Annotated in this window: 25 protein-coding genes and 2 other annotated features; of the genes, 11 read left to right on the top strand and 14 right to left on the bottom strand. The window is 34.5% G+C overall.

From position 1 onward, the window contains the following. Positions 1 to 301 precede the first annotated feature (301 nt). The 7 genes from F9279_RS05760 to F9279_RS05730 form a co-directional block, all read right to left on the bottom strand. Positions 302 to 733, bottom strand: coding sequence for a YwpF family protein (locus F9279_RS05760; RefSeq protein WP_152111826.1), 432 nt, complete (start codon positions 731 to 733; stop codon positions 302 to 304). A gap of 34 nt (positions 734 to 767) precedes the next feature. After that, positions 768 to 3,590 (bottom strand): DEAD/DEAH box helicase, encoded by a 2,823-nt coding sequence (locus F9279_RS05755; protein WP_152111825.1) that lies wholly within the window; start codon positions 3,588 to 3,590, stop codon positions 768 to 770. Then, positions 3,577 to 5,193 (bottom strand): SWIM zinc finger family protein, encoded by a 1,617-nt coding sequence (locus F9279_RS05750; RefSeq protein WP_152111824.1) that lies wholly within the window; start codon positions 5,191 to 5,193, stop codon positions 3,577 to 3,579. Before F9279_RS05750 ends, F9279_RS05755 begins: the two co-directional genes overlap by 14 nt. 202 nt (positions 5,194 to 5,395) lie before the next feature. After that, on the bottom strand, positions 5,396 to 6,493 hold the full coding sequence (locus tag F9279_RS05745) for a LysM peptidoglycan-binding domain-containing protein (RefSeq protein ID WP_152111823.1): 1,098 nt from the start codon (positions 6,491 to 6,493) through the stop codon (positions 5,396 to 5,398). A gap of 676 nt (positions 6,494 to 7,169) precedes the next feature. After that, complete coding sequence (locus F9279_RS05740) at positions 7,170 to 8,045, bottom strand: helix-turn-helix domain-containing protein (protein ID WP_152111822.1); 876 nt, start codon at positions 8,043 to 8,045, stop codon at positions 7,170 to 7,172. A gap of 568 nt (positions 8,046 to 8,613) precedes the next feature. After that, complete coding sequence (locus tag F9279_RS05735; protein ID WP_152111821.1) at positions 8,614 to 8,994, bottom strand: thiol-disulfide oxidoreductase DCC family protein; 381 nt, start codon at positions 8,992 to 8,994, stop codon at positions 8,614 to 8,616. Between the two features lie 87 nt (positions 8,995 to 9,081). Then, the gene (locus tag F9279_RS05730; RefSeq protein WP_193224476.1) at positions 9,082 to 10,158 is read right to left on the bottom strand and encodes a DUF3500 domain-containing protein; all 1,077 of its coding nucleotides are present in this window, start codon (positions 10,156 to 10,158) and stop codon (positions 9,082 to 9,084) included. 190 nt (positions 10,159 to 10,348) lie between these two features. Here F9279_RS05730 and F9279_RS05725 point away from each other — a divergent pair, with 190 nt between their 5' ends. The 3 genes from F9279_RS05725 (at position 10,349) to F9279_RS05715 (ending at position 15,223) form a co-directional block, all read left to right on the top strand. Further along, a complete protein-coding gene (locus F9279_RS05725) occupies positions 10,349 to 12,355 on the top strand; it encodes a penicillin-binding transpeptidase domain-containing protein (protein ID WP_152111819.1) in 2,007 nt (668 codons plus the stop codon). A 257-nt stretch (positions 12,356 to 12,612) separates the two neighbouring features. Continuing rightward, positions 12,613 to 14,025, top strand: a complete 1,413-nt coding sequence (locus F9279_RS05720) for a SpoVR family protein (protein ID WP_152111818.1) — start codon at positions 12,613 to 12,615, stop codon at positions 14,023 to 14,025. Positions 14,026 to 14,209: 184 nt separating this feature from the next. Beyond that, complete coding sequence (locus F9279_RS05715) at positions 14,210 to 15,223, top strand: homoserine dehydrogenase (RefSeq protein ID WP_193224475.1); 1,014 nt, start codon at positions 14,210 to 14,212, stop codon at positions 15,221 to 15,223. A gap of 22 nt (positions 15,224 to 15,245) precedes the next feature. On the opposite strand, the gene F9279_RS05710 is transcribed toward F9279_RS05715, so the two are convergent. Further along, positions 15,246 to 15,425, bottom strand: coding sequence for an aspartyl-phosphate phosphatase Spo0E family protein (locus F9279_RS05710; RefSeq protein ID WP_152111817.1), 180 nt, complete (start codon positions 15,423 to 15,425; stop codon positions 15,246 to 15,248). A gap of 440 nt (positions 15,426 to 15,865) precedes the next feature. Here F9279_RS05710 and F9279_RS05705 point away from each other — a divergent pair, with 440 nt between their 5' ends. After that, complete coding sequence (locus tag F9279_RS05705) at positions 15,866 to 16,606, top strand: TIGR02206 family membrane protein (RefSeq protein WP_226793286.1); 741 nt, start codon at positions 15,866 to 15,868, stop codon at positions 16,604 to 16,606. A gap of 50 nt (positions 16,607 to 16,656) precedes the next feature. Here the strand turns inward: F9279_RS05705 and F9279_RS05700 are convergent, their stop codons facing one another. Both F9279_RS05700 and F9279_RS25060 read right to left on the bottom strand, forming a co-directional pair. Beyond that, on the bottom strand, positions 16,657 to 17,628 hold the full coding sequence (locus tag F9279_RS05700; protein ID WP_152111816.1) for an exonuclease domain-containing protein: 972 nt from the start codon (positions 17,626 to 17,628) through the stop codon (positions 16,657 to 16,659). Between the two features lie 419 nt (positions 17,629 to 18,047). Next, positions 18,048 to 18,212 (bottom strand): hypothetical protein, encoded by a 165-nt coding sequence (locus F9279_RS25060; RefSeq protein ID WP_193224474.1) that lies wholly within the window; start codon positions 18,210 to 18,212, stop codon positions 18,048 to 18,050. A 235-nt stretch (positions 18,213 to 18,447) separates the two neighbouring features. Here F9279_RS25060 and F9279_RS05695 point away from each other — a divergent pair, with 235 nt between their 5' ends. Together F9279_RS05695 and F9279_RS05690 are read left to right on the top strand one after the other, a co-directional pair. Continuing rightward, a complete protein-coding gene (locus tag F9279_RS05695; RefSeq protein WP_226793305.1) occupies positions 18,448 to 19,383 on the top strand; it encodes an SDR family oxidoreductase in 936 nt (311 codons plus the stop codon). Between the two features lie 76 nt (positions 19,384 to 19,459). Beyond that, positions 19,460 to 19,780, top strand: a complete 321-nt coding sequence (locus F9279_RS05690; RefSeq protein WP_152111815.1) for a hypothetical protein — start codon at positions 19,460 to 19,462, stop codon at positions 19,778 to 19,780. A gap of 24 nt (positions 19,781 to 19,804) precedes the next feature. Here the strand turns inward: F9279_RS05690 and tyrS are convergent, their stop codons facing one another. Further along, positions 19,805 to 21,052: a tyrosine--tRNA ligase gene (tyrS, locus tag F9279_RS05685; protein WP_152111814.1), complete on the bottom strand. Its 1,248-nt coding sequence runs from the start codon at positions 21,050 to 21,052 to the stop codon at positions 19,805 to 19,807. Positions 21,053 to 21,163: 111 nt separating this feature from the next. After that, positions 21,164 to 21,397: a binding site (T-box leader), on the bottom strand. A 143-nt stretch (positions 21,398 to 21,540) separates the two neighbouring features. Continuing rightward, positions 21,541 to 21,798, top strand: a binding site (T-box leader). Positions 21,799 to 21,846: 48 nt separating this feature from the next. Between tyrS and F9279_RS05680 the strand changes: the two genes are divergently transcribed. The 3 genes from F9279_RS05680 to F9279_RS25625 all read left to right on the top strand — a co-directional run bounded on the left by F9279_RS05680 (position 21,847) and on the right by F9279_RS25625 (position 23,466). Further along, positions 21,847 to 22,839 carry a tryptophan--tRNA ligase gene (locus tag F9279_RS05680; protein ID WP_152111813.1) on the top strand — a complete coding sequence of 331 codons (993 nt, stop codon included), beginning with the start codon at positions 21,847 to 21,849 and terminating at the stop codon, positions 22,837 to 22,839. A gap of 84 nt (positions 22,840 to 22,923) precedes the next feature. Continuing rightward, positions 22,924 to 23,139, top strand: a complete 216-nt coding sequence (locus F9279_RS25630) for a hypothetical protein (RefSeq protein ID WP_226793283.1) — start codon at positions 22,924 to 22,926, stop codon at positions 23,137 to 23,139. 6 nt (positions 23,140 to 23,145) lie between these two features. Continuing rightward, the gene (locus F9279_RS25625) at positions 23,146 to 23,466 is read left to right on the top strand and encodes a DUF3231 family protein (protein WP_264298229.1); all 321 of its coding nucleotides are present in this window, start codon (positions 23,146 to 23,148) and stop codon (positions 23,464 to 23,466) included. Positions 23,467 to 23,549: 83 nt separating this feature from the next. Here F9279_RS25625 and F9279_RS05670 read toward each other — a convergent pair whose 3' ends face one another. Genes F9279_RS05670 through F9279_RS05660 form a run of 3 tightly spaced genes read right to left on the bottom strand, consistent with a single transcriptional unit; the run spans position 23,550 to position 24,634 of the window. Further along, a complete protein-coding gene (locus tag F9279_RS05670) occupies positions 23,550 to 23,834 on the bottom strand; it encodes a hypothetical protein (RefSeq protein WP_152111812.1) in 285 nt (94 codons plus the stop codon). A gap of 15 nt (positions 23,835 to 23,849) precedes the next feature. After that, on the bottom strand, positions 23,850 to 24,236 hold the full coding sequence (locus F9279_RS05665; protein WP_226793277.1) for an SHOCT-like domain-containing protein: 387 nt from the start codon (positions 24,234 to 24,236) through the stop codon (positions 23,850 to 23,852). Positions 24,237 to 24,247: 11 nt separating this feature from the next. After that, positions 24,248 to 24,634 (bottom strand): DUF2089 domain-containing protein, encoded by a 387-nt coding sequence (locus F9279_RS05660; protein ID WP_152111811.1) that lies wholly within the window; start codon positions 24,632 to 24,634, stop codon positions 24,248 to 24,250. Between the two features lie 186 nt (positions 24,635 to 24,820). Here F9279_RS05660 and F9279_RS05655 point away from each other — a divergent pair, with 186 nt between their 5' ends. Together F9279_RS05655 and F9279_RS05650 are read left to right on the top strand one after the other, a co-directional pair. Beyond that, positions 24,821 to 25,213 carry a DUF2500 domain-containing protein gene (locus F9279_RS05655; RefSeq protein WP_193224473.1) on the top strand — a complete coding sequence of 131 codons (393 nt, stop codon included), beginning with the start codon at positions 24,821 to 24,823 and terminating at the stop codon, positions 25,211 to 25,213. Positions 25,214 to 25,237: 24 nt separating this feature from the next. After that, positions 25,238 to 25,708 carry a GNAT family N-acetyltransferase gene (locus F9279_RS05650; RefSeq protein WP_152111810.1) on the top strand — a complete coding sequence of 157 codons (471 nt, stop codon included), beginning with the start codon at positions 25,238 to 25,240 and terminating at the stop codon, positions 25,706 to 25,708. The last annotated feature ends 319 nt before the right edge of the window (positions 25,709 to 26,027 follow it).

Here is a 26,027-nt window from a genome sequence, read left to right as displayed (position 1 = left end):
GCTCCATTTCCATCTTATAGAAAAAGTATAATAGAAAGATAAAATAGAATTTTTATCCAGATGATTGGAGTGGAAGGGGTGAGACTCCTGTGGGATCTGCGAGACAGCTGAGACCCTGCAGGCCAAAGGCCGAAGCGGCTCAGCGCGAGCCCCACGGAAAGCGAACCCCTGTAACGTAAATCATCCCCTTATTCAGTGGATTGATTAAATATACTACTTTATATTCTCCCTCTATTACATTGAGGGGTTTCTCGACAGCCTGAAAATGGAGCAGCTTTAGTGCTGCTCCATTTCCATCTTATTATTTTTTTTCCAAAAAGGTTTGTGGCTTGTTTTGTATCATCTCTCCAAACTTATTAGAAAGTTCTTCTCCTGTATATCCTTTTTCTAATAAATGCTGAAGAAGCAGCTGTGCATAGTCGCTTCGATCTCTTTTCAAGGTTCCCTCTAAAAGAATGCTTACTTTATTTCCTAAAGTTTGAATCGATAATACCTTCACTTGAAATGGCGCAGGATCATTCTCTCTTTTTGTGATTGTAGCATGAACCAATAGCTCCTCTTGTTCGGTATGTGCTACTTCAAAGAAAGAGGTAATCGTATAATCAGAATAAATTTCAATTAGCCAGCGATTGTGATCATCTTCTTTGTTGATAATTAACCCATCATTAAGCTTAATGGGAGTTACTTTCCCGTTCGACACTATTTGTAAAGAAACTAGTTTAAATGTTTTCAAACATAAACCCTCCTAGAATAAATACTACATGTAGTTAATTCAAGGTTACTAAGTCTTTCAATTCATCTGTTGAAAGCTCAGTCATCCAGTTTTCATTTTGTATAATCTGATCATTTAAAGATTGTTTCTTTTCTAGCATGGCATCAATTTTTTCTTCAAGAGTTCCTGTACATATCATTTTGTGAACATGAACAAATCGAGTTTGCCCAATTCTATAGGCTCTGTCTGTCGCTTGATTCTCCACTGCAGGGTTCCACCATCGATCATAATGAATCACATGATTTGCTGTTGTCAGGTTTAGACCAGTACCACCAGCTTTTAGTGATAGAAGGAAGATAGGGAATTCTCCTTGTTGAAAGGATTGAATTAATTTATCTCTATTTTGTTTAGGTACACTTCCGTTAAGAAAGGGTACTTCTACATTAAATTTCTTTTTAATTACTTCTTGTATCATATGACCCATTTCAATATATTGAGTAAAGATAAGGCAGCTTTCGCCTCGTTCTATTATAGCTTCTACTAGTTCTACTAGCTTTTCCATTTTGACAGAACGATCTAACAAATCATTTGGTTTATTTTCTTTAAGATAAAGAGCAGGATGATTACAAAGTTGTTTTAATCTACTAAGCATTTGTAATACAAGACCTTTTCGCTCAAATCCTGATAATTGCTCTATCTGAATAAAGGTATCTGTAACCAGTTGTTCATATAAAGCAGCTTGCTCTGTAGTTAATGGACAATATTCCTTTTGTTCTAATTTATCAGGAAGGTTTAAAGCAACCTCTTCATCTCTCTTCGTTCTCCGAAGTAGGAATGGACGGATAAGTCCTTGTAATTGATTGATTTTATCTTGTTCATTTTCTTTTTCAATTGGTATGACAAACCGTTTTTGGAACTGACCAAGGCTACCCAAATAGCCATGGTTAGTGAAATCAAAAATGGACCATAATTCGTTCAAACGATTCTCCATTGGCGTTCCAGAAAGGGCAATATAATGCTGACCATTTAATTTACGTACTGCACGAGATTGTTTCGTCTGAGAATTTTTGATATTCTGTGCTTCATCAATTGAAATGGAGCTCCATGTAATAGATTCAAACTGAGGAAGATCGATATTTACAAGTCCATAAGAAGTTAATATAACATCAGATTCTTGTGCCTTATTTATAAAGGAATCTCCCTTCAAGCGATTAGATCCGTAATGTAAATATACTTTAAGCTTTGGTGCAAACCGTTCTAATTCCTTTTGCCAATTTCCAAGCACAGAAGTAGGGCAAATAATAAGAGCAGGAGAGCTCTCTGTTTCTTCTTTAATTTTCATTAAGTAGGAAATAAGTTGAACCGTTTTTCCTAGTCCCATATCATCTGCTAGAACGGCTCCAAAGCCATATTTGCGCAAGAATAACAGCCAGCTCATCCCAAGTGCTTGATACGGCCGTAATTCGCCTAAGAAGCCCTTTGGCACCTCTTCTATAGGAAGATTTTTCACTTCCTTTAATTGCTGAATCATCGTACGCCATTGTCTATTTAATTCAATTTGGATTTTTGCAAAGGTTTTTGGGTTCTCTAGATCTGTTGCTTGCTGCTCTTCCTCTCTCATAAGCTCTTGCTCAATGATATCACGAACATGTAAGCCTTCTTTTTCCGCTTTTTTCATTAATTCTTGAATTTGGCGGATAAATGAAGGATCAAGCTTAATCCATTTTCCCTTAATAAAAACAAGTCGTCTTTTTTCTTCCACTAACTGATTAAATTCTTCTTCCGATAGAGTCACTCCATTCATGGAGAAACGCCAGTTATAATCAAGCATTGCTTGTAATCCAACGAAGGAAGGTCTGTGATTTGTAGTAGCTAGCTTAGCTTTCACTTTTAAATTGGCTGCTTTCATTGCTTGCCACCAGGATGGAAGCAATATTTCAATGCCAAGAGCTAGGAATGTTTCACTTGCATCAGAGAGAAATTCCCATGCTTCCTCTTCTGTTAATTGTTTGGTAAGACCTTTTTTTCCTTGTAGCCAAGGAAAGAGCATAATCCAACGTTCTTGTTCTTCTTCTATAAAAGAAGCATAAGGCATCCATTTTTTTGGCATATTGCTTTCATCATGGTTATCTATTACGAAATCAGGCTGATCCTTAGAACGAAGGAATACATCTAAATTCCAAGTAGAACTCAACTCTGCTGGCTCTTCTAATCGAATTCCCAATGTAAATGGATGTTCATTATCTTTTAACCCCATCCATTCTTGAAAGGTAGATTCGGTAAAGTATGCAGATAATCTGCTGGTCGGAATATTTGTATTTCTTAGTGCAGTCATCTTTTGATTAAATTGGTGCTTTGTCTCATTATTTGCCTCTAAATACTGATCAAGAGATTGGTGAAACCATTTATGAATAAATTGCTCGTTTGTTCGATCTGCTAACTCATCATTTAAAGTCATTTCCCAAAAACTCGGATCGAACTCTTCCACTACACGTTCAGGAAGTGCCCAAGAAAATTGCTCCATCTCCCACTGAGCAAAATCAGGGATCCATTCTTTTTTTTCAATGGCCTCTAATAAACTAGGCGCTGCAGAAAGACAAACTTGTGCTGTATCATTCCAATCCCACTCTATATAACGATTAAAACGTTCGTTAGCTAGTAAGGTTACTAGCTGCCAGGAGTTTAAAAGAATTCCTTCTATTCCTTCATAGGTATAGCTATCTAAGATTGTGCCATAATAGCTTTCCTTATGATGCTGAAAAAGAAGTTTCTTCCAGTAAGAAGGATATAAATATTGATGATCGATTTCACCTGTTAAAAAAAAGCCAGTTTGTTCATAGTAATGTACGTTAATTTTCAGATAATTAGTTTTCAGCATGAATTAATTTACCCTTTCTGCATTCTTCATGAAAGGCCCTTAAACGTTTTGTACGATCTAAAAGTATGAAAAGAAATTGTTCAAATTCCTGTTGGTTCTTTTGCTTTTTATACAAAGTACGCAGTTTTTTTAATTGGCGGACAGCTTTGCGATAGTGCTCTCTATTCTTTTCATCAATATGATCCTGTATGGAACGGTGGTACAGGGAGATAAGTAAGGTACTGTCATATTCCTGTAGTGTTTTCAATTGGTCTTTTCCAAGATAATCAATTCCGTATCCCGCTAAAGTATATAAATCAATCCATTTATCTAATTGATTTTTTGTATAGAGGAAATCATCGTATCGACGGAAACTATATGGAAGCGTTTGGATAAATACTTTTTCCAAAATGTCTTCCTTGTTCTCTGCTTTACAATAAGGACTAATCGATTTAATAACCATATTAGTGAATTCATGGCAAAAATCATCATCATCTATTTCTGCCAGATAATTTTTTAATTCCTGAATGAATAATGGAATATAGTCATCCATTCTTCTCCATAATCTTCTAGAAGATAAATAATCAATCCAATACAGCATATAGGAAGTGATATTAGTTGAGTGAGATTGAATTCGGTTCATTGCTTCACTATCTTCTTGTAAGAGAAATAAAAGATGAATGATGCCTATTTTTTCAGAAAAGCTTGAAGAAGATTCTTGTGTAAGTCGCTTCTCTAATTCTTCTTGTCTCATCGATTTATTAGTGAATAAATTCGTCCACAATATACGGAATAATTGAATTGATTCAAATTCCAGTACAGGCTGGATGGAAAGAAGGTTCTCTACATCTACTCTAAGGTGCTTTAAATAATCATCAAAAGCAAAAGGAAAAGTGAAATTAGATAATTTATTTAAATCATTTTGAATGCCGCTAATTAAGTCATGTAAAATATGGCGGTAGTAACGATTAATTGTTTGCGCACTATGGTCTTGTTTTTCACTTAAAAGGAAAAGCTGGTTAAATGTGTAGACCTGAGATACTACAGAATAAAGCAATTTCCATTCTGTCTGCCTAGGCGAGTTTAACTTGATTTTACGCATATAGACGTAGTACATTTCTGCAATCATATATGGTTTTTCACTATTAGCTTCCATGATCAACTGAAACTGCGTGTGCAAATTCTTCATCCATTCTTGATAGGATTGCTCTTTTTCGGTGGTTTCTTTAAGTAAATCACTAGCTCGTTTTATTCCAAGGCTGTTAAAATCAATGCTTTTACTAACTGGCTTACGAAAGGTATCTAACCAACTAGAAACTTTACCTACCTGTGCTAATAAATAAAAAAACAAGGCTAGCTGATGACGACAGAAGCCATCTGCATGACAAGTACAATTACTATTGCTTATGTAGTCTAAATCTAAGGTTACTTTGACAGGTGTAACATCTTGAACCACTGCTTGAATATATTCATTAGAAAACTTAACTTGAGAGACAAAGCTTTGTCTATATAGCATCAGTCCCTTTTCCACAACCTTTTGAATGTTGGGATTATCTTTATCCAATATATCTTGCAGATTTTCTGCAAAATAATTTAATGGTTCAAAGTATTTCTCTGGGAACACTGCTATCCCTCCACTAGTAAGAGTTTGTTTCTAGGATGTTCGATTCTAAAAAAGTCCATTTTATAATTATAACCCTTTTTTTAGGGAGATGGTAGGGGACATAAGATGCTGAAAGAGGAGGGAGGAGAGTCTAAGTAAGAAAGAGCTCCCCACTATAGAAAGATTAATAACAATCTGTCTACAATAGAGAGCCTCATTATTACTAGTATAGGCGTTTAAAGCTGTCAAAATGTTTTTTGTAATAAGAATTATCTAGGCTTGTCACGCGTACTCCACTAGAATCTGCATGAATAAATTCATTGTTACCAATATAGATACCTAGATGGGAAATCCCCTCTTTGTAGGTGTTTTTAAAGTAGACGATGTCTCCAACACTAGGAACATCTACATAATAGCTGCGATCGTAATATCCCTGTGCAGAATAGCGACCGATGGATTTTCCACTGTTGTTAAGAACGTAATACAGGAATCCACTGCAATCAAATCCAGATGTAGAAGAGCCTCCCCATACATATGGTATTCCTACTAATTTTTTTGAAACAGAGACAATATCAGTAGAAACAGAACCACTATTTCCATCTGAGATAAATTCTGGAGCTGTGGACCCACTATTGCCACTATTATTTGTATCTGTTACTGTTTCTGAAGCAGAATCAGATACTTTTAATTTTTGACCAGGAAAAATTAGGTCTGATTTTAAATTATTTAATTGCTTTAATTTGGAAACACTCATGCTGTAGCTAGAGGCAATCTTACTTAAGGTATCTCCACTCTTAATTGTATAGATACCTGTTGCAGAAGTAGTATCCCCACTTGTATTTCCATTATTAGAAGATTCACTAGGACTTGTGTTAGAAGTATTCTCATTTGTTGATGAGCCATTTGGCTTTGATACATAAAATACATTGCCTGGATAAATAAGAGAAGAAGTTATATTATTCCACTGCTTCAGTTCTCCTAGACTAATAGAAAATTTGTTTGCTATTTTAATTAGTGTGTCTCCAGAAACTACTGTATACGTTTTAGCGGCTGTGTTATTTGTACTTGTATTTGTGTTTGTTTGTGTTTCACTGCTATTTGTTGTAGAGCTAGTAGAAACAGTTAAAGTTTGGTTAATTCGTATTAAATCGGATGAAAGATTATTGATGGATTTCAATTCTTTTACAGATGTATTATATTTTTTTGCTATATGACTAAGTGTGTCCCCTTTTTGTACTACATATGTACTAGCTGAAGCATTTGCTGCAAAGGCAGTTGATAGGATGGCGGTAGTGGCTAATACTGTGACTTTCTTCTTCATTTTTTACACTCACTCCCAAATAATTAGGTATATTTGTAATTATATTATCATACACTATAAGACTATTGACCTTATTATTTGGATATAATCAAAAAATAGGAATATTATCATAGAACAATAGTTTTGGTACATTAGTAACTGTTCTGAACAGCGAATATATGTGGGTGATTCGTTCGTTATAGGAATAAATGTTTATTATTTGGAGATAAAAATAACTTGATGAAAAAATCATCAAGTCAGCTTGTCAAGAAACCCTTCAATGTAGTTGAGGGGAAATATAAGGAAAAATATTAAAAATTCCACTGAATGGGGGATATTTCCGTTACGGGGTTTCATTTTCTGTGTGGCTCGCGCTGAGCCGCGGCCTTCTTTTAGTCTGCAGGTTCTCGGCTGTCTCGCAGATGAAGCCACTGAAAAAGTAATACTATTTTTATTCGTGTATAGCAAACCCTACTGAATATAGTTTAGTCCATGTTTTCCGAGGTTTACCGGTCACTTTCCACGGGGCCCATCTACGAGCTGCTTCTGTACTGGGTCTCGGACTGTCTCGCTAATCTCGTAGGAGTCCGACCAGAAGCCTCTCCAAACAAGGAACTATTAGTTACTAAAACTTTCTTATATGTATTTATCTATTTATAATCACTTTTTCAATGCTCTACTATAGCTCAAATGTATCTTAATTCTCTGGAAAGCTCTTCAGTTTATCTTGGATATAATCTATGTATCTATAATCTTTTACTAACTGAAAAATCATTAGTGCGTCTTTCATATAAGAGGCTGCTTGGGCATAATTTTTTTGCAATTCATAATTATATCCAATATGATAATGAAAATGGGCGAATAAATATAAGTTATCCTTTTGAATGACCCAGTCAATTCCTTCTTTACAATAGGAGATGGAGCTTTCATATTTACCTTGTTCTGTTAATGCCTTGGCTATATTAAATAAAAGCCTACTCTTAATGGTATCGTCTTGTAAATGAGGAATATGGGTTAGCGCTTTACAATTTTCTTTAAAAATAGTTAAAGCCTTTTCTAGTTGTCCATCTTCATAATAAAAAATACCTTTACTAATATATATTTCTATTTCTCTTTCTGTATAAAAGCGATCAAAGGTTAATGCAATAGCTTGATCGATCACTTCGATAGCCTGAACTAATTGATGATTTACTTCATACATATAAATGGCCTTATGCCACAATAAATGCTGGTGATTTTTTTTATGATGAATAAATAGTGGATTTTTTTCTTCTGCTTCTACTATTTGCTTAATGGTCTCATAATCCGTATGTCTTCTAGCTGCTTTCAACTGTCTGAATGTTTCATCCACATAATCAAGTCTTGGAGTGGTTCCAATATCAAAGAAATAATTAACATCTACTCCGAGCCGCATTGCTATTAGATAAAGAGTAGAGGAAAGAGGAAGTACTTCTCCTTTTTCTATTTTACTGATTTGTGCTTGTGTACATATATTTCGCGATAGATCCTTTTGAGATAGCCCCATCTGTTTTCGTAATTCTTTGATTTTCTCTCCCACAGCTGAAAAGTCCAATCTTTTCACTCCTATATAAAATATTCTTAAAGTTATATTTCTTTGTATATTTAAGAAAAAAGTAGCTGAAAATGCCTGTAAAAGGCTGAAAATGCTTTGAAATCAAGATTACAGCTATCTATATAATATGATTTAATAGAATCTATCGCAATATATTGAGAATATTTCTGCTATTTTTAGATGAGCACACCTACGCCTTCTATACCTAATAGCTTATATTGCTCAGTTGAGCTGTTTTAATAGAACGTAATGTTTCTATTAAACCCCAATATCTGTTTTACGAGTAGTCCTTTTATCTCCAAATTTTCTGCCGTTCTAACAAGAGAGCGGTCTTTTTTTATATTATTGTTTCTATAATAAGTTGTAAGTGTAAATAATAAGGTACTTATGAGCAATTCTAATTATTTAAGGATCTTACAACTTACTAAATTTTTTCTCATTTCCTTTTCGGATTTTCCCTTTCATGCTAAAAGGGAAGCGAGAATCAAAGCCGTCAGCTCCCAGTTTTCATGCCAGAAGGGAAGGGAGACTCCCTATCAAAGCCCGATGCTAAACGGTTACTCCATCATTATAAAAAACGTTTCTTTAATTCTTCTGTTGGTAACATGCAGCTTTCTTGCTTTCCAAACCATTTATAACGATTTCGTGCGACAAATTCGTATAGCGGATCTCTAATAAATTTAGGGATTATTTTCAAAATATAGAAAAACCTCCAAGCTTTCCCTAAGTGAAGGCAAATTTCAAGTACAGCATCTGAATGGATATAATATTTCCCATTTTTTATTAAAATAACACTATCAACATTTGGGATATGATAATCTTTTATTAGTTTTTCTCCAGTCTTTCCTTGAATAGAGGTGAAGGAAAATAAGGAATTAGGATCTCTTTTTATGATGAATGTAACAGTGTGACTGCATAGATTGCAAACGCCGTCAAATAAGATAATCATCGTACCCTCCAGTATGAATTATTTTTCCATACATAAAGAATGTTAACATAATATAAACAGTTAGATAAAGCAAAGATACTCCAACCTTTATCTACTATTAGGTTGAAGTAAAGTTCCATAATCAGTTTGTTTATCTCTCCATACAGTATGATAATGAAGATTATCAGTTGACATAGCACCTTCCTTAGAAGCAAATTCAATCCATAATCTTGGTCCATCAATGCGAATATAGTTTGGTTTTTTACCAGTTTGAGTAGAACCGCTCCAACCAATATATGTTTTCTTTAAAGCTTGTTTATCTAGATAAGCAGGTAAATAAGCTTCAGAATTAGCATCATTTATCCAAGCTTTGATTGCTGATTCTACTAATCCCTGCTGCTCAATAGTTAGAGCATAAAAAGGAATGCCTTCTTGTTTAGGATAAGAATGAGAATTTTGTGGGATAACGACTACATCATCGGGGCCACTTTTTATTTCTGCGTCTGCTAACTGTTTTTTATGAAGAGAGTGTATCATTTTGTACATGCTATCTCTTCTGGTCTTTAATGGGCTATACGTTATACCAGTTCTAGTAAAGGTGTCAGGCTCTATACCGGTAAACTGAGGGGTGACGCTTTCTAACTTTCCTTTATGGAAGCTACTATTTTCTGTTAAATGATGTCCTGTAATTTGTAACATCCAATGGGTAGACATAGTGGGATTCCCTAATATCGCGATGTAATATTGCTGAGATCCCCATTTTGTGTTACCTGAAACAGTAAATTGATAATCATCTGCAAGAATAATTTCCTTCATTGTTTTAAATCCATCTTTACTTAATGCGGACTCTGCTAATCGGAGTGCAGCTTCTAAACTTTCTTTGGATAATTCTTGAAGCATGACTCCTTGTCTTTTAAATTCATTTACAGGCAAGTTAGACCACTTTTGAAGCGTAGCTTTAGAGACAGGAACTAATGCCTTGTCCTTTTGTTCTGTAGTAAGAGTGGTTAAAAACTGGTTAGCGAGTTCGACAGAATTTTCTTTTTGGAGATTGTGTGGATATTGTTTCACTATTTCTGCTACTTCAGATGAAGTATTTGCTTCTGCATGTACAATACTACCAGGTACAATCATTACACAGACAAGGATAATGAAAGAATAGAATGTAGGAAGATAATAGCGCATTTTACTCATTCCTTTCTAAATATTGTATAACAAAGTTATTATTTATAGAGGATTGTAATAATATACAGTTAGTAAGGATATAAATGATTTTTTTGTAAAAAAATTGCAATAAATTCGTTGAAATCTTTTCTGTTTTCGACAAAAAATGGTACGCTATAACTAGTAGATAGAAAGAAGGGGAGATTCGGGAATGAAAAAGTGGTATTTCTTCATGCTAGCTCTATGTTTGCTAGTAATAGTAGCTGGCTGTAATAAGGATGAGCCTACTCCTGATGGAAGGCTTTCTGAGTATATTAAACTATGGAATGATCAAAAGTTCGGAAAAATGTACGATTATTTATCAACAGAAGCAAAAGATAATATCTCTAAAGAGGATTTTGTTACAAGATATGAAAAAGTATACAGTGATTTGGAAATTAGTGATCTTAAGGTTACCTACACGAAACCATCGGAAGAAGAAGATTTCGATAAAGTAGAGAAAGTAGAGATTCCATTTGCTGTTAAAATGAATAGCTTGGCAGGGGAAATAAGCTTTGAACAGGATGCTTCTCTTAAAAAAGAAGCAAAAGACGAAGAAGAGAATTGGTATTTAGATTGGAATACTTCCTATATATTTGCTGAATTAGGAGAAGAAGATAAAATTTCCTTAAAAACAGTAGCTGCTAAGAGAGGTAGTATTGTAGATGTAAATGAAAATCCTTTGGCAACGAATGGACTAATCTATGAGATTGGCCTAGTTCCAGAAGAAATGGGAGATAATCCTGATAGTGTCATAAGTGAATTAGCTAGCTTACTAGATATTCAGAAAGAAACGATCGAAAAAGAACTAAATGCAGATTGGGTTCAGCCTAGCTATTTTGTACCAATAAAGAAAGTAGCGACTGGTGATCAAGAATACTTAGATACACTATTCGCATTAAAAGGTGTACAAAAGCAAAATACAGAAGGTAGAGTATATCCATATGGTGAAAGCACTGCCCATTTAATTGGGTATGTGGGAAGTATTACAGCAGAGGAATTAGAAGAAAATAAAGATAAGGGATATTCAAGCTCAGATGTTATTGGAAAACGAGGTCTTGAACAAGTTTTCGAGGAACGACTAAAAGGAACAAACGGCGAGCAAATTATTATTAATAAAGCAGACGGTACGGTGGTTACTTTAGCAGAAAAAGAAGTTCAAAATGGTGAAAATGTTAAATTAACGATCAATGCAGACTTACAAAAAGAGATCTTTGATAGCATGGGTGGAGAAGCAGGAACAGCTGCAGCTATTAATCCAACGACTGGAGAAACTTTAGCACTTGTAAGTAGCCCATCATATGATCCAAATAAAATGATAGTCGGTTTAACTACAAGTGAAAAAGAAGCGTATGACAACAATACATTAGATCCTTTTACAAACCGATTTAAAAATAAATATGCCCCAGGCTCTGTAATGAAGCCATTAGTTGCAGCGGCAGCTCTAACAGAAGGAGTAATTACTCCAGAACAAGAAAGAAATATTACGACAAAACAATGGCAAAAGGATAGCTCTTGGGGTGGTTACTTTGTAACAAGAGTGCATAGCAGCTCTGAGCCAGTGAATCTAGCAAATGCACTTCTTTATAGTGATAATATTTATTTTGCCCAAACAGCATTAGATTTAGGGAAAGATAAATTTGTAACCGAAATGAAGAAATTTGGTTTTGAAGAAGAGTTTAATTATTCTTACCCTATTGAAACATCTACTTTTGGCGAATTAAATACGGATGTGTTATTAGCTGACTCTGGTTACGGACAAGGACAAGTAGAAATGAGTGTTATTCACTTAGCAACAGCCTACACTCCGTTTGTAACAGGAGGAAACCTTATAAAGCCAGTTCTATTAGATAGTGAAGAAAAAGGGCAGGTCTGGAAAGAAGGTATCATGGATAGCACTGTTGCTAATACCATTTCAAGTGATCTGGAACAAGTAATTGTAAATCCAAGTGGAACAGCACATGCTGGAAAGATAGAAGGTAAAACATTTGCAGGTAAAACAGGAACAGCTGAATTAAAAGAAAAGCAAGATGAAAAAGGGGTAGAAAACGGCTGGTATGTAACTTACGATGTAAACAATAAAGATATATTGATTGCTATGATGATAGAGGGAGTTCAAAATAAACGCGGTTCTAGTCATGTAGTAGAAAAAGTGAAAACGGTATTGGAGACAGAATAGCAGTAGGGAAGAGGATTAACCTATGATATAGGTTAGTCCTTCTTTGTGCGCTTAAAAAAGTAACTTGAGTTTTCAATAAGAAGTCTTAGGCACTTTTCTTAAGAGGTGCCAATTAATAATAAAGAGCTTGACTAGAATGAGAGCTTATATGAAATAAAGCCAGCTTCTTTTTCAACAGCCACACTTTCTGTTTAATTCATTCATGATTCCGATTTTTCTTTCATACATTATTTTAAAGGGTGAAGGGAGAGAACGGAATGAATGAGGTAGAACAAAAAGAATTGGAATATGCCATAGAAGAGATTACAGAGATTGCTTCAGGATTTGGTTTAGATTTTTATCCAATGCGATATGAAATTTGTCCTGCGGATATCATTTATACATTCGGTGCTTACGGAATGCCTACTCGCTTTTCCCATTGGAGCTTTGGAAAACAATTTCATAAGATGAAATTACATTATGATTTAGGATTATCTAAAATATATGAATTGGTTATTAACTCTAATCCCTGTTATGCCTTTCTTCTAGACAGTAATTCACTCATTAATAATAAGCTTATTGTAGCTCATGTACTGGCACATTGCGATTTCTTTAAGAATAATGTCCGTTTTGAAAATACAAAACGTGAAATGGTAGAAAGCATGGCAGCAACAGCAGATCGAATTCGTCAATATGAAATAAAATACGGTAAGCATGAAGTAGAGACATTTTTAGATGCCGTTTTAGCTATTGATGAACATATTGATCCAAGCTTGATGAGACCTAAGCTTGCTTGGTCTATGGATGATGTGGAATTTGAAGAAGAAGAAGTTGCTAGTACACCTTATGACGAACTTTGGAGTTTAGATGATCGGGGAAAACCTAAGCCTCAGAAAAAGAAAGTACCGAAGAAGTTTCCACCACAGCCAGAGAAAGATTTATTGCTATTTATAGAGAGCTTCAGCAGGGAACTTAGTGATTGGCAGAGAGATATTCTAACAATGATGAGAGAAGAGATGCTATATTTTTGGCCACAACTAGAAACAAAAATTATGAATGAGGGTTGGGCTTCCTATTGGCATCAACGAATTGTAAGAGAATTAGATTTAACAAGTGGAGAGGCAATAGAATTTGCTAAGCTAAATGCTGGGGTGGTCCAGCCTTCAAAAACAGGAATTAATCCATATTATTTAGGGTTAAAAATATTTGAAGATATCGAAGAGCGCTACAATAATCCGACAGAAGAAATGAAGCGTCTTGGCGTGAAGCCTGGGTCAGGAAGAGAAAAAATGTTTGAAGTTCGGGAAATAGAATCCGATATCTCCTTTTTGAGAAACTATTTAACAAAAGACTTAGTAATGAGAGAAGATATGTATTTATTTCAGAAGCAAGGTCGCGATTATAAAATAGTTGATAAAGCTTGGGAGCAAGTACGTGATCAGCTTGTTAGTATGAGGGTGAATGGTGGTTTCCCTTATATTACAGTAAATGACGGAGACTATAATAAAAATGGAGAACTTTATTTAAAGCATGGATATGAAGGTATTGAGCTTGATTTAAAATACCTAGAGAAGGTTTTGCCGTATATTCACCAATTATGGGGAAGAGGCGTACATTTAGAAACATATGTAGAAGACAAGAAGTTACTTTATACCTATGATGGAAAAGCGTTACATCGAAAGTATTTATAGAGTTTGAAATGCTAAATTCTAATTAAGAGTTTAGCATTTTTTTATTGTGAAGTTATGGTGAAAACGAGTAAAAAGCTTTTTTATATATTGGAAGTTTCTTTAATTGAAGAAAAATAAAGGGATTCCCTTTAGAATCACGAACTTTTATAGAATTACGAGTTACACAGAAGGGTATGAATAGCATATGAAGACAAAAGAGATTATGATAACTGGCTATGGTAGAGTTGCCAAAGAATTCATCACATTATTAGATGAAAAGAAAGCCGAATTAAAAAGAAAATATCATACCGAATATAAACTTGTAGGGATTGTTGGCTCAATCGGCATGGTCTATGAAAAAGATGGAATAAAGCTTAATCTATTACGTAATTTTCCATATGGTTCAAAGGGTCTTTCGCAATATGCTAACAGTAGAAAATTACCTCTACAAAATCCAACATGGGAAGCAGATGTCCTAGTAGAATGTACTCCTACGAATCTTGAAACAGGAGAACCGGCAATCTCTTTTATTAAAGAAGCACTTCATCATTCTATGGATGTTGTTTCGGTAAGTAAAGGTGCATTAGTACGTTCTCTTCCAGAGCTTTTGCAGTTGGCAAAAAAGCAAAATCGTCAGATCAAATATAGTGGTGCTACTGCTGCAGCTCTTCCAACATTAGATATTGGAGAATATAGTTTGGCGGGAAGTGAAATTGTTTCTATGGAGGGAATTCTGAATGGAACCTCTAATTATATTTTAACTAGTATGTCTGAAAATAACCTTACATTTGAACAAGCCTTGCAACAAGCACAAGAAAAGGGAATAGCAGAAAAAAATCCTTCCCTAGATATTGAAGGACTAGACAGTGCATGTAAGATATTATTATTAGCAAATGGTCTTCTTCAAACTCAATATACACTGAAAGATATTTCTATTACAGGAATACAAAATGTGACAAAGACAGATATAAAGAAGGCTAAAATGAATGGGTGTGAATGGAAGTTACTGGCTACTGCCAAGGTTAATAAAGAGGAAGTATTTTTAGAGGTAAAACCACAAGTGATACATCCAGATCATCCGCTATATCATGTGAGAGGAACAAATAAAGGAATCATGTTTTATACAGAAGAAATGGGAACCATTTGTGCTATTGGTGGGGCATCTCATCCGAGAGGAGCAGCAGCTGCCGCTTTAAAAGATATGCTAAATCTTCACTAAGTAGAATTATTCGAGAAGCTAATTATTTAATCATTAATTTCTGATAGATAACAATATAGGTATCTAGCTTTTCACTAATCTTTAATGTAATAGGATCGTTTAACCCATTCCTTGTCCCATACTCCAATAGTAGTTTTTTCAAATTCTCAATTTCTTCTAATAGATGAACAGAATTGTTCATATTTTTTTGATTAATCACCATAAAAACTAGGCTCCTATTAAATAGTATGTATTTATTGTATCAAAACTATATGGAAAAATTAAGTTTTTTTATAAAAAATTTGTAAATTAAAGACTACTTTAAGCGAGATTACTTGTATATAAATAAAATAGACTGGTAATAAACACCAGCCTTAATGAAACATCTTATTATTGATCAGCTGCAACTGTAAATAAATAGTCAAGGTAGGATTCTAATTCAAATTCATCTTTCTCAATTAAGTCTGTTAATGCATTATTAGAGTATAAGTTCATGTGTAATCCTCTCCCTTAATAAAATTTTTTCTTATTCGTTGTATTTGTCTATACTATTCCCAAACTATCAGAAAGATATACCTATTTTTTAAAAGATAGGTAGAAATAATCATATACTAGACAAATAGAGTAGAAGAAAATGAAAAATAGAAGAAAGGAGAGATATAGGTGAAGGCTTCTTGGTTTGGACATCAATATGAAGAATATCCTTTTGAATTGTTTTCTCTTTCTCACCTAGTGATGCTTTTCCTATTAATAGCAGGTGTCCTAATGTTTTATTGCTTTCGTTATCCTCTAAGGAGGCGTAGTGCTTTCTTTCGGTATACCTTTTTTCTCTTATTTATCCTATTGGAGTTTTTCTATCATTATTGGATGATCAAGGGAGGGTATTGGGATACAGCAAGTATGCTTCCATTGCAGCTTTGTTCGCTGAGTTTGCTTCTTTGTATTATTTTGTTAGTAACAATGTCAGAAAGACTTTTTCAAATTGTCTATTTTATAGGGATAACAGGCGCTTGTATGGCCATCTTTACCCCAGAGCTATTTTTAGGATTTCCTCATTTCCGCTATTTTCACTTTTTTGTGACCCATATTCTTATTATATGGACTTGTCTTTATTTCGTGTTTGTCCACGGATATAAACCTACACAAAAAGGGATGCTACTTTCTTTTGGATTTTTAAATGGGAGTGCATTAGTTGCATTTTTAGTAAATGTTTGGACTGGGGGGAATTATATGTTTCTTTCCTATAAACCTGTAAATGGATCCTTACTCGATTATTTAGGACCATATCCGTACTATATTTTTGCTTTAGAGGGAATGGCCATATTTTTATTCTATATATTACTCGTCCCTTTTAAAGGGAAAAAGGAAATGAAAGAGGGAAGAAGGAGGGATAAACCCTCTTAAGAAGATATGTGAATGCAAAGTCTATATAACTATTAGAATGAAGCCTAATTTTAATACTTTAGGGATTCTCTATTTAGTAATCCTAGAAATTCTTCTTCTTTTATTACCTGAATTGGTTTTCCTTTTTCTTGTAATTCATATGCTTTCTTTTCTTTAGAACTTATTCCGTCCTTGCCCACTAGCTTTTGGTCTTGTATGCCAACAACTAAATAATCTATTTTGCTGCTTACTCCACTTTTGAGTATTCCACCTGCATTAACAACTGATTGCATAGCTTCTTTTCGATCAAGAGAGGATAAATCCCCAGTAAATACAATGTTTTTTTCAAAAAATGGATGTGATTCGTTAAATGTATTAACGGTAGGGGTTATGTCAGAAATCGATACAGATGTGAATTTTTTCAAAGGTTGTTTTATTGGCTTTTTATAAGATTTACCAAAACTAGTTTGTGCTTTTATCTCGGAAAATTGTTTAACAGGAAGAGTAGTATATGATTCATAAAAATGTTGTAGGGACTCTTTCTTCCTTGATTTAACAGAAGTAATAACAAGCTCTGCACAAGCTTTTGCATCTGAACCAGCATGGTGATGCTCTCCGATAGAAATACCAAAATAGGAAGTTCTTTCTTTGAGAGACTGCCCAACCTTTTGCCCTCTAATAGCCCTAGTGCTAATGGGGATAGAACATATATAGGTTAGTTCTGGTTTTTTAATATTATTAGTCTCTAAACAACAATGAAGAACACTCATATCAAACTGCGCATTATGTGCAACAAGTATATTATTAGTCAAATCATCCTTTAATAGCTCCCATATTTCAATAAAACCTCTTTCGTTCTCCACATCTTTCTCAGTCATACCATGGATAGCCGTAAAACGTGGATCAAAAGTGGTAGCTGGTGGTTTAATTAAGTAATATTGCTCTTTGACGATCTCGTTATTTTTCACATAGGCCAAGCCAATAGAACAAGCACTTGCCATATCTTCATTTGCTATTTCAAAATCAATTGCAATAAAATCCACCGTATACACTCCTTACTAGTTTTCTATAAGTATATCATTCCTTGAATCTAGATTATAAGAAGATGATTATGTATCTGTTGGAAGAAATAACCTTGTTAATAAGGGGTTTGTATTATTTTATCAAATATAGAGATATGTTGATGGGAAAAGGATGTTCCTAAAGAGAATGATAGCCTGAAATCGGGGAAAGGAGGAAAAGGGTCGTTTATAGAGCGAATGACAGCCTGAAATTATAAGAGGGATTCTAAGAACTATATAAAGGAATGAAAAACAAGCAAAAAAGGTTCTAAGAAAGACTTCTCAGAACCTTTTATCTCCATTTTGTTGCTTTTATGTGAAAAATCCTAAGAATACAGATCTGCTTTGGAAATTACTTGCTCCAAAAGAGCTTTATAAGTTGGTAGCACATAAACTTGCTATTAAAGAACAGGATAATGTAATTCATATACGGGATTTTTATAATAAGGAGGCCTGTCTGTCACTTTTGGCATGTCCCATCTATTCTCTATATATGTCACAACTACTTTTTCCTCTGAATTTTTTTGCAATAACAGCTTAATTTTAGGGTTATATTCATACTTCATAAAAAATCTCCTTTCCCATTTTCTTTATTTTATTCCAGAGAACAAGAATCAGAGCCAGTATACATATTGGAATAGGCACCAAACCACTTTGTGTACATAAAATAACCTACTAGTATATGTAGGAGGTAGGAAAATGAATGACCCTCGTCATGCTATGTATCAGATTCCAGCTCATCATTATAATCAATTAGAACAGAGAAACCATGCTTCTAAGAAACTTATTCAGTTAACGGAAATGCAAGAACTTTTTGAAGCGAATAAGCAACAAGATCCATATCCTCTTTATCCTAACTATGGAAAGATAACAAAATATGAAGAAATTCCAGTTAATTTTCCAGAGAATAGACAGCTTCGCCAACCTGGTGTCGAAAGCTTAATGGTTCCTCGTCCCATTATTGAAAATGACCATTACATAGGAAGTGGAAAATTAAAAGGAAAAGTAGCCCTCATTACAGGTGGAGATAGCGGAATGGGAGCAGCCATTGCCATTGCTTTTGCGAAAGAGGGGGCAGATGTTGCCATTGCCTATTTAGATGAGCATGAAGATGCAAAACGTACGAAAAATAGGGTAGAAGAATTAGGTAGAAGCTGCCTCTTACTTCCAGGAGATTTACGCAAAAAGAAGCAATGCATCGATATCGTGGAGAAAACAGTAGATACTTTCGGTAAATTAGATATCCTTTGTAATCATGTAGGAATTCAATTTCAACAAGCAAAGCTTACAGATATAACAGATGAACAGTTTGATGATACATTCAAGGTGAATATTTATTCTCATTTTTATACAACAAGAGCGGCACTTCCCCATATGAAACCAGGAAGTAGTATTATCAACACAACTTCTGTTGCGACGTATACAGGGGAGAGTCAACTACTAGATTATGTTGCTACAAAAGGTGCAAATGTTGGCTTTACCAGAGCACTTGCAAAGAATGTGATTAAAGATGGTATTCGCGTGAATGCAGTTGCGCCAGGCAGTATTTGGACACCTTTAAGTGCAGCTAGTTATTCTGCTGATCAGTTAGCAATATACGGAGCATTTAATCCTATGCAAAGAGCCGCACAGCCTTTTGAACTCGCTCCTACTTATGTTTATTTAGCTTCCGATGATTCTCGTTTTGTAACAGGGCAGGTTTTACATGTAGATGGTGGAGAGACGACTAGTTCTTAAAATATGAAGCAAGGAGGATTATCATTTGAAATAGAGAATATGGTTATAAAAAGCTTCTTTGGAAGGTGGGTATTAGATGTTTGTTAAAATGTATCAATATTATATAAAAAGAGAGAATGAAGAAGCTTTTATCCTTCTACAAAAAAAGGTCAATATTATATATAGCAAATATCTAGATAAACATACAAGGTATTGGAAAAGTATGGATATAGAATATAAATGGTATGAGGTATCCACCTATCAAGATAAAGAGTCCTATTTAATGGGGATACAAAAAGTGAACGAACATCCAGAAATACAGGAGTTGTTTCAAGAATTTCAAGCTCTTTTAATAGAAAACAAAGAGATTAAGGAAGATAATTTGGAAGAGCTATTAGATTTAAAAAGGGAGGGCTAAGTAATATACTTACCCTCTAAAACTCTATTTGCTAATAACCTTCAAAAATTTCCTTTTCCCAACTTGTAAAACCAACTCATTTAAAATGGCTACTTCGTGATCCACATTGTCCACTTTTTCACCATTCACTCGCACTCCACTGTTTTGTATCATTCTTCTTGCTTCACTTTTGGAGCTTAATAAATTTAGTTCTACCAGTAGAGCAAGAAGGGAGACATGTGTATTACCCGTCCATTCTACAGAAGGAATATCTTCTGGTAATGAGCCTTTTTGAAAAATCGTGATAAATTGCTCTTCCGCTTTTTCAGCAGCTTCCAATCCGTGGTATATTCGTACAATGGTTTTCGCAAGGAGCATTTTAGCATCACGTGGATGTAAGGAGCCAGCATGTAAATCCTTTTTAATCTGTACGATTTCTACAGTCTCCAGATCAGTAACAAGCTCAAAGTATTTCCCCATTAAAGCATCTGGTATGGACATGGCTTTACCGTACATTTCATTTGGATTCTCATCAATCCCAATGTAGTTTTTCTTTGATTTAGACATTTTTTCGACACCATCTAACCCTTCTAAAAGTGGCATTAAGACGGCAATTTGCTTATCTTTCCCAAATTTTTCTTGAAAGTGACGACCCATTAGAATATTAAAATGCTGATCTGTTCCACCAAGTTCGATATCAGACTCAAGCATAACCGAATCATAGCCTTGCATTAATGGGTAGAAAAACTCATGAAGGGAAATGGATTTTCCATATGTGAGTCTTTCTTCAAAATCATCGCGTTCTAAAAGTCGAGCGACTGTAATTTTTCCTGCAAGATTTATAACATCTTCAAAGGAAAGAGAAGACAACCATTTGGAATTATAATGAAGCTCAACCTTTTCCATATCTAATACTTTTCCAAATTGCTCGAAATACGTTCTTGCATTCTCCTGTACTTCTTCATCTGTTAATTGCTTGCGTGCTGTTGATTTTCCAGTAGGATCGCCAATTTTTCCTGTGAAGTCACCAATAATTAACTGAATGGTATGCCCATTTTCCTGAAACTGACGAAGTTTATTCAATACAACCGTATGACCAAGGTGAACGTCTGGAGCAGATGGGTCTAGGCCAAGCTTCACCTTTAGAGGATTATTTGTTAAAAGAGACTTAGCAATCTTTTCTGCAAGCTCTTCTGTTGGAATAATGTCCTGTACGCCTTGACGATACATAGTTAACTGCCTCTTCATTTCTTTTTGCTGTTCCATTGATAACTGTTCCACAAATGTTGTCATTCTCGTTTTCTCCTTTCTGAAGGTTCATTTATTTTTGATAAATAAGCTAAGAGGTCCCTATTGTGTTTTAGGAAGAATCATTTCTAAAACACAAAAAACCACGCCCCTAAAAAAAGGGACGTGGTTGCAATATCTGCACGTGGTACCACCCTAATTGAAGAATATTAAAATATTCTTCCACTCATTTTGGGTAACGGCTCTTCCGTTCTAAGCTAATCGAATAAATCTTTCGCAAAGAATGCTCCTGGAGGTAATTCGTGCCTATTTTTGTGTCAATTTCCACCAACCATTGACTCTCTATAAACAGGGAAATAGGGACTACTGGGTTCCAATCAAAGCATATATATTAAGAAAATAAGGATCATTTTTATCATGAGCGCTAACTTGTAAAAGATGTTAACAGATTCTGACATGTATTACAAGAGAAATTTTAAAACAATTGTTTCTTGAAATTTTTTCCTGCATCCTTTATTATACTAGATAATATCTAATAAGCGATGACGAAGAAGAGTAGACAATTAAGCTGGCGAAGAGAGCTGATGGTTGGTGCAAATCAGTGCATGTTTAATCGTTGAATGGGCTTCTGAGCTTCAAGGCTGAACAATGTTAAGTAGGCTTTTGCGGAGACGTCTTACCGTTAAAAAAGACAAAGTATCGAAGTATATTTTACTTCTGTACGGATAAAGTGCGTTTATGGGGAATCTATAAACGAATGAAGGTGGCACCACGGGTTACTCGTCCTTTTTATAAGGAAGGAGTAGCCCTTTTTGTGTTTTAAAAAAGGAGGTAGCTTCATGAATGAATTAGTATTGACAGGTATTAAGCCAACAGGAGCAGTCCATTTAGGGAACTATATTGGAGCAATAAAACCTGCATTAGAATTAGCCCAAAATACAGAATACCAAGCAATCTACTTTGTAGCTGATTATCACGGGTTAACGACAAACCCTAATCCAAAAGAGTTTAGACAGTTGACCTACGGTATTGCAGCAACATGGTTAGCATTAGGATTAGACCCAGAAAAAGTCATTTTCTATCGTCAATCAGATGTTCCAGAAATCTTTGAATTGAATTGGATTCTAGCTTGCTTTTCTCCGAAAGGATTGATGAATCGAGCACATGCATATAAGGCTATAGTGGATAGTAATAAAGAGACACATAGAGAGAATGATTATGGTGTAAATATGGGGGTATTTACTTACCCGATTTTAATGGCATCAGATATTCTTTTATTTCAATCCAACATTGTACCAGTAGGAAAAGATCAAATTCAACATGTAGAGATTGCAAGAGACATCGCGGAAAGTTTTAATCGTCATTATGGAGATACCTTTGTTCTTCCAGCCTTTCAAGTAGAAAAGGAAACAAGTGTGTTACCTGGCTTAGATGGGCGTAAAATGAGTAAAAGCTATGGTAATACGATTCCACTTTTTGAAGAACCTACAAAGTTAAGAAAATTGATCAATAAAATTAAAACAGACTCCTTACCACCAGAGGCACCGAAAGATCCGGAGACATCTATTCTTTTTATGCTATATAAAGAATTTGCAACAATGGAAGAGATAGAAGAAATGCGAGAGAAATTTAAAAGAGGCATTGGTTGGGGAGAAGTAAAAAGTGAGTTATATCAGGTAATCAATCGATTCTTAGAAGAACCCCGTAAGAAGTATCATGAACTCATGAGTAAACCAGAAGAAATAGATTTTATTTTAGAAAAAGGGGCTAAAAAAGCAAGAGAGAGAAGTCTTCCATTCTTAAAAGAAGTGAAAAGAAGAATAGGGATGTAAAATAAACATTATTCTAGAAATATATAATGGCATAAAATCCAATTTATGGTACAACTTATAAATGAAAAATAGGAGTTGTACCAAGTGGCCCATAAAATTGAAGTATTTATGGCATATTTTAAAACTAGATTCGATTCAGAGCCGAAACCTCGCCTCCATATTGGAGAGGCAATGGGATGTTGGACTTATCATACTGCCATCGCAGAGGAAATACCAGTATTAGAAATTGCCAAGAATTCTACTTTTGATAATATTTTATTAGAATTAATTAAAGAAGCAAAGGAAATAGCATCAGAGTAACGAAATATTTTAGAGGATTTTATGCTAAAAGAGGGTATTCCTCTCGCTAATACTTCAGAGCCAAAACCTAATTCTGATGCTCATGCAATTCCATTAGGAGCAAAGTCAACAGACTTAGAAATTGCCAATCTACTTGCTGCAAAAATAACAAGCAATATTGTTATGTGTTCAACAAATATTAGTCAAAGCATCCGAAATGATATTGGGGTAATGTGGGTTCGTTTTCATACTGAGAAGTGTATTTATGGAATGGAATTGAAAACTAAGATGAGGAAGCATGGTTGGCTAAAAGTTCCACCTTATTATTACCCACCAGGTGCTCCCTAAAACGTAATTAAAAGCATGTATATACTATTCTTATATAATGATAATCTAGTGCGAACACCACTAGATTTTTTATTTTGTTTAAGCTAGGATAGAACTACTTTTACAGAAGTGCCATCCTTTAATTGTATATCAACAAGTGGTTCAGGAAGCTTTGTATTTTTTAGTTCTCTGAATAGTGTTTTCATAGAATGCTTAATATCTGGCATATACATATATAGTGAATCAACCATTTTATCTTTTGCGTGATGTTGGATAAATTTCCAAAGTCTATTGGAAAAAGCAATCTCAATGGCTGTTCCTACCAAAAAGGTGGGTATGATAATTAAATACTTTCTTCTTTTGTCTGTTCTAATTGAAACTTTTAGCATAACAAACTCCCTTGGTTATTCGACGTATACCTCAATACTGTCGCCATTAGCTAATTTTGCATTTACTAATTCACCAACTAACTCGCTATCTATGGCACTAATAAGTAATTCAACATCAATATTTTCCATATAGTTTTTTGCTTCAGGAACTTTCGAAGCAATACCAATACCGGTTTGAAGCAGTACTTTTACTAATCGAATGGGGACATTTACATTTACATTGTCATTTGTCTCGGAATGAATGCGAACTCTTAATAGTCGATTTAAGTAAGGACTTTCCTCTAGTTTTGGTTTTGTAGCTGTTGTGCTTCCTAATGAATCCATTAATGCAGCAGCTTGATCTGAATTGATAGTTCCATTTTCTACCATAGTCAAAATTCTTTTAATTTCGTCATTCATCATTGTGTGCCTCCTTAGATATTTTTCATAAGCTCAATGGCTTCATCTACAGTAATGTCTTTTCTTTCTAGTCTTTCTAGAATATCCGCTTGTTCCTTTGTTTTGTTTTCCGTATTTTTTGATGCTGGTTCTTCTGTGGCTCCAGTCATCATTTTTACAATTTCATCTAATTTTCCTCTGACAGTTGGATAGGATATTCCTAGTTTTTTTTCTACTTCTTTGATATTACCTCTGGAAATAAGGAATGTTTCAATAAAATGCATTTGTTCATCTGTGAAGGACTGCCATGTAGACATGTGAAATTTGTTTTCTATAGTTGTATGACAGTTATTGCACTCGAGTTTTGTGATATGCAATGTATGCTGACAAACGGGACAATTATTTGGTACTGGATAGGTCATTTCCTATACTCACCTCTCTATGTTTATGATATTAATTAAAAATATTAATAAAGTCAATTTTTTAATTAAAATAATTAATTATTTTAATTTTGTTATTCATTATTAAAGTGTTGAAACTTTTTTGGTGAATTATCGTATTCAATGTATTCGTTTTTGTAACTTATCAAAGAAAGGGGCATGAATGGAATGGAAGGATTTTTAACCTTTGATGATATTTTTAGTGGGGGATTCACGATATTTACTTTAGCGCCACTATTTATCTTTCTAATATTTATGATTATTATTGGAATTATCTTAGTAAGAGTTATTCGAGCAATTGTAAAATGGAATCATAACAATCAACAGCCACGTCTAACCTCTCAGGCAAAAGTAGCAACTAAAAGAACGGTTGTTAGAGGTGGGGGAGAAAGTAGAACCTACCAAGATTATTATGTAACATTTGAACTTTCTAGTGGAGAAAGAGTAGAGTTAGAGGTAAAAGGAACAGAGTATGGCCAGCTAGTAGAAGGAGATAAGGGAGAATTACATTTTCAGGGAACAAGATACTTTGGGTTTAATAGAGAACACAACATGTCTTAGGTGAGAAATAAGGAGAAAAATATAATGAGCTATAAAATGAAGATCATGACAGAACAACGAGCCAGAGAGATTCTAAGTTGGAGATACCCTTCTCCTTATGATTTATATAATGGAGAGATAACAGAGGAAGCAATAAAAGAATTCATGGATAATCCCTATTATGTGATCTATCAGAAGGATGAATTAATAGGGTTTTACTGTAAAGAATTTGCAGCACAAGTGCCAGTGGGATATTTCTTCCAAGCGTATCCAGAAGGATACTTAGACTTTGGCTTAGGAATGAAACCAGAACATACCGGCAAAGGAAACGGCACAGCATTTCTCCAATACATTTTAGCCACTTTAAAAAAAGAAGAAGAAAAACCCCTACGTCTAACCGTAGCAGAATTTAATACAAGAGCTATTACCTTATACGAGAAGTTTGACTTTCAAAAGGTATCAGCATTTACCAACGCAGACGACCTCGTTTTTTGGATAATGACAGAGAAAAGATGAGGTCAATGAAAATGCCTCCAATTTTTATAACAGGAGTGTGTCGAGAACTTGTATAAGTAATTAACTCACTAAATAAGGTTTTGATTTCTGTTACAGGCGTTCGGTTTGCTTAGAAGCTTCAGCCGAGGTCTGCCCTTGGACTACAGGGTATAAAACTTCGGCAAATTCCAAAGGAGTCTCACCACTGAAACATAAATCAACTGGATAAAAATTAAGCTTATTAAAAAAAATCTACAGCCAATTTGTAGGAATCATCAAAAATAAGCGGAGAATTCCGGCTAATGGCAAATATAAAGTTAATTTCCTTGCTAATAAGCGG

Origin of the sequence: Bacillus sp. B1-b2 (assembly GCF_009183415.1) — a bacterium.
Classification (GTDB): domain Bacteria; phylum Bacillota; class Bacilli; order Bacillales; family Cytobacillaceae; genus Niallia.
Note: the sequence above shows the minus strand (reverse complement) of the source record. Positions and strands in the feature narration are given on the sequence as shown.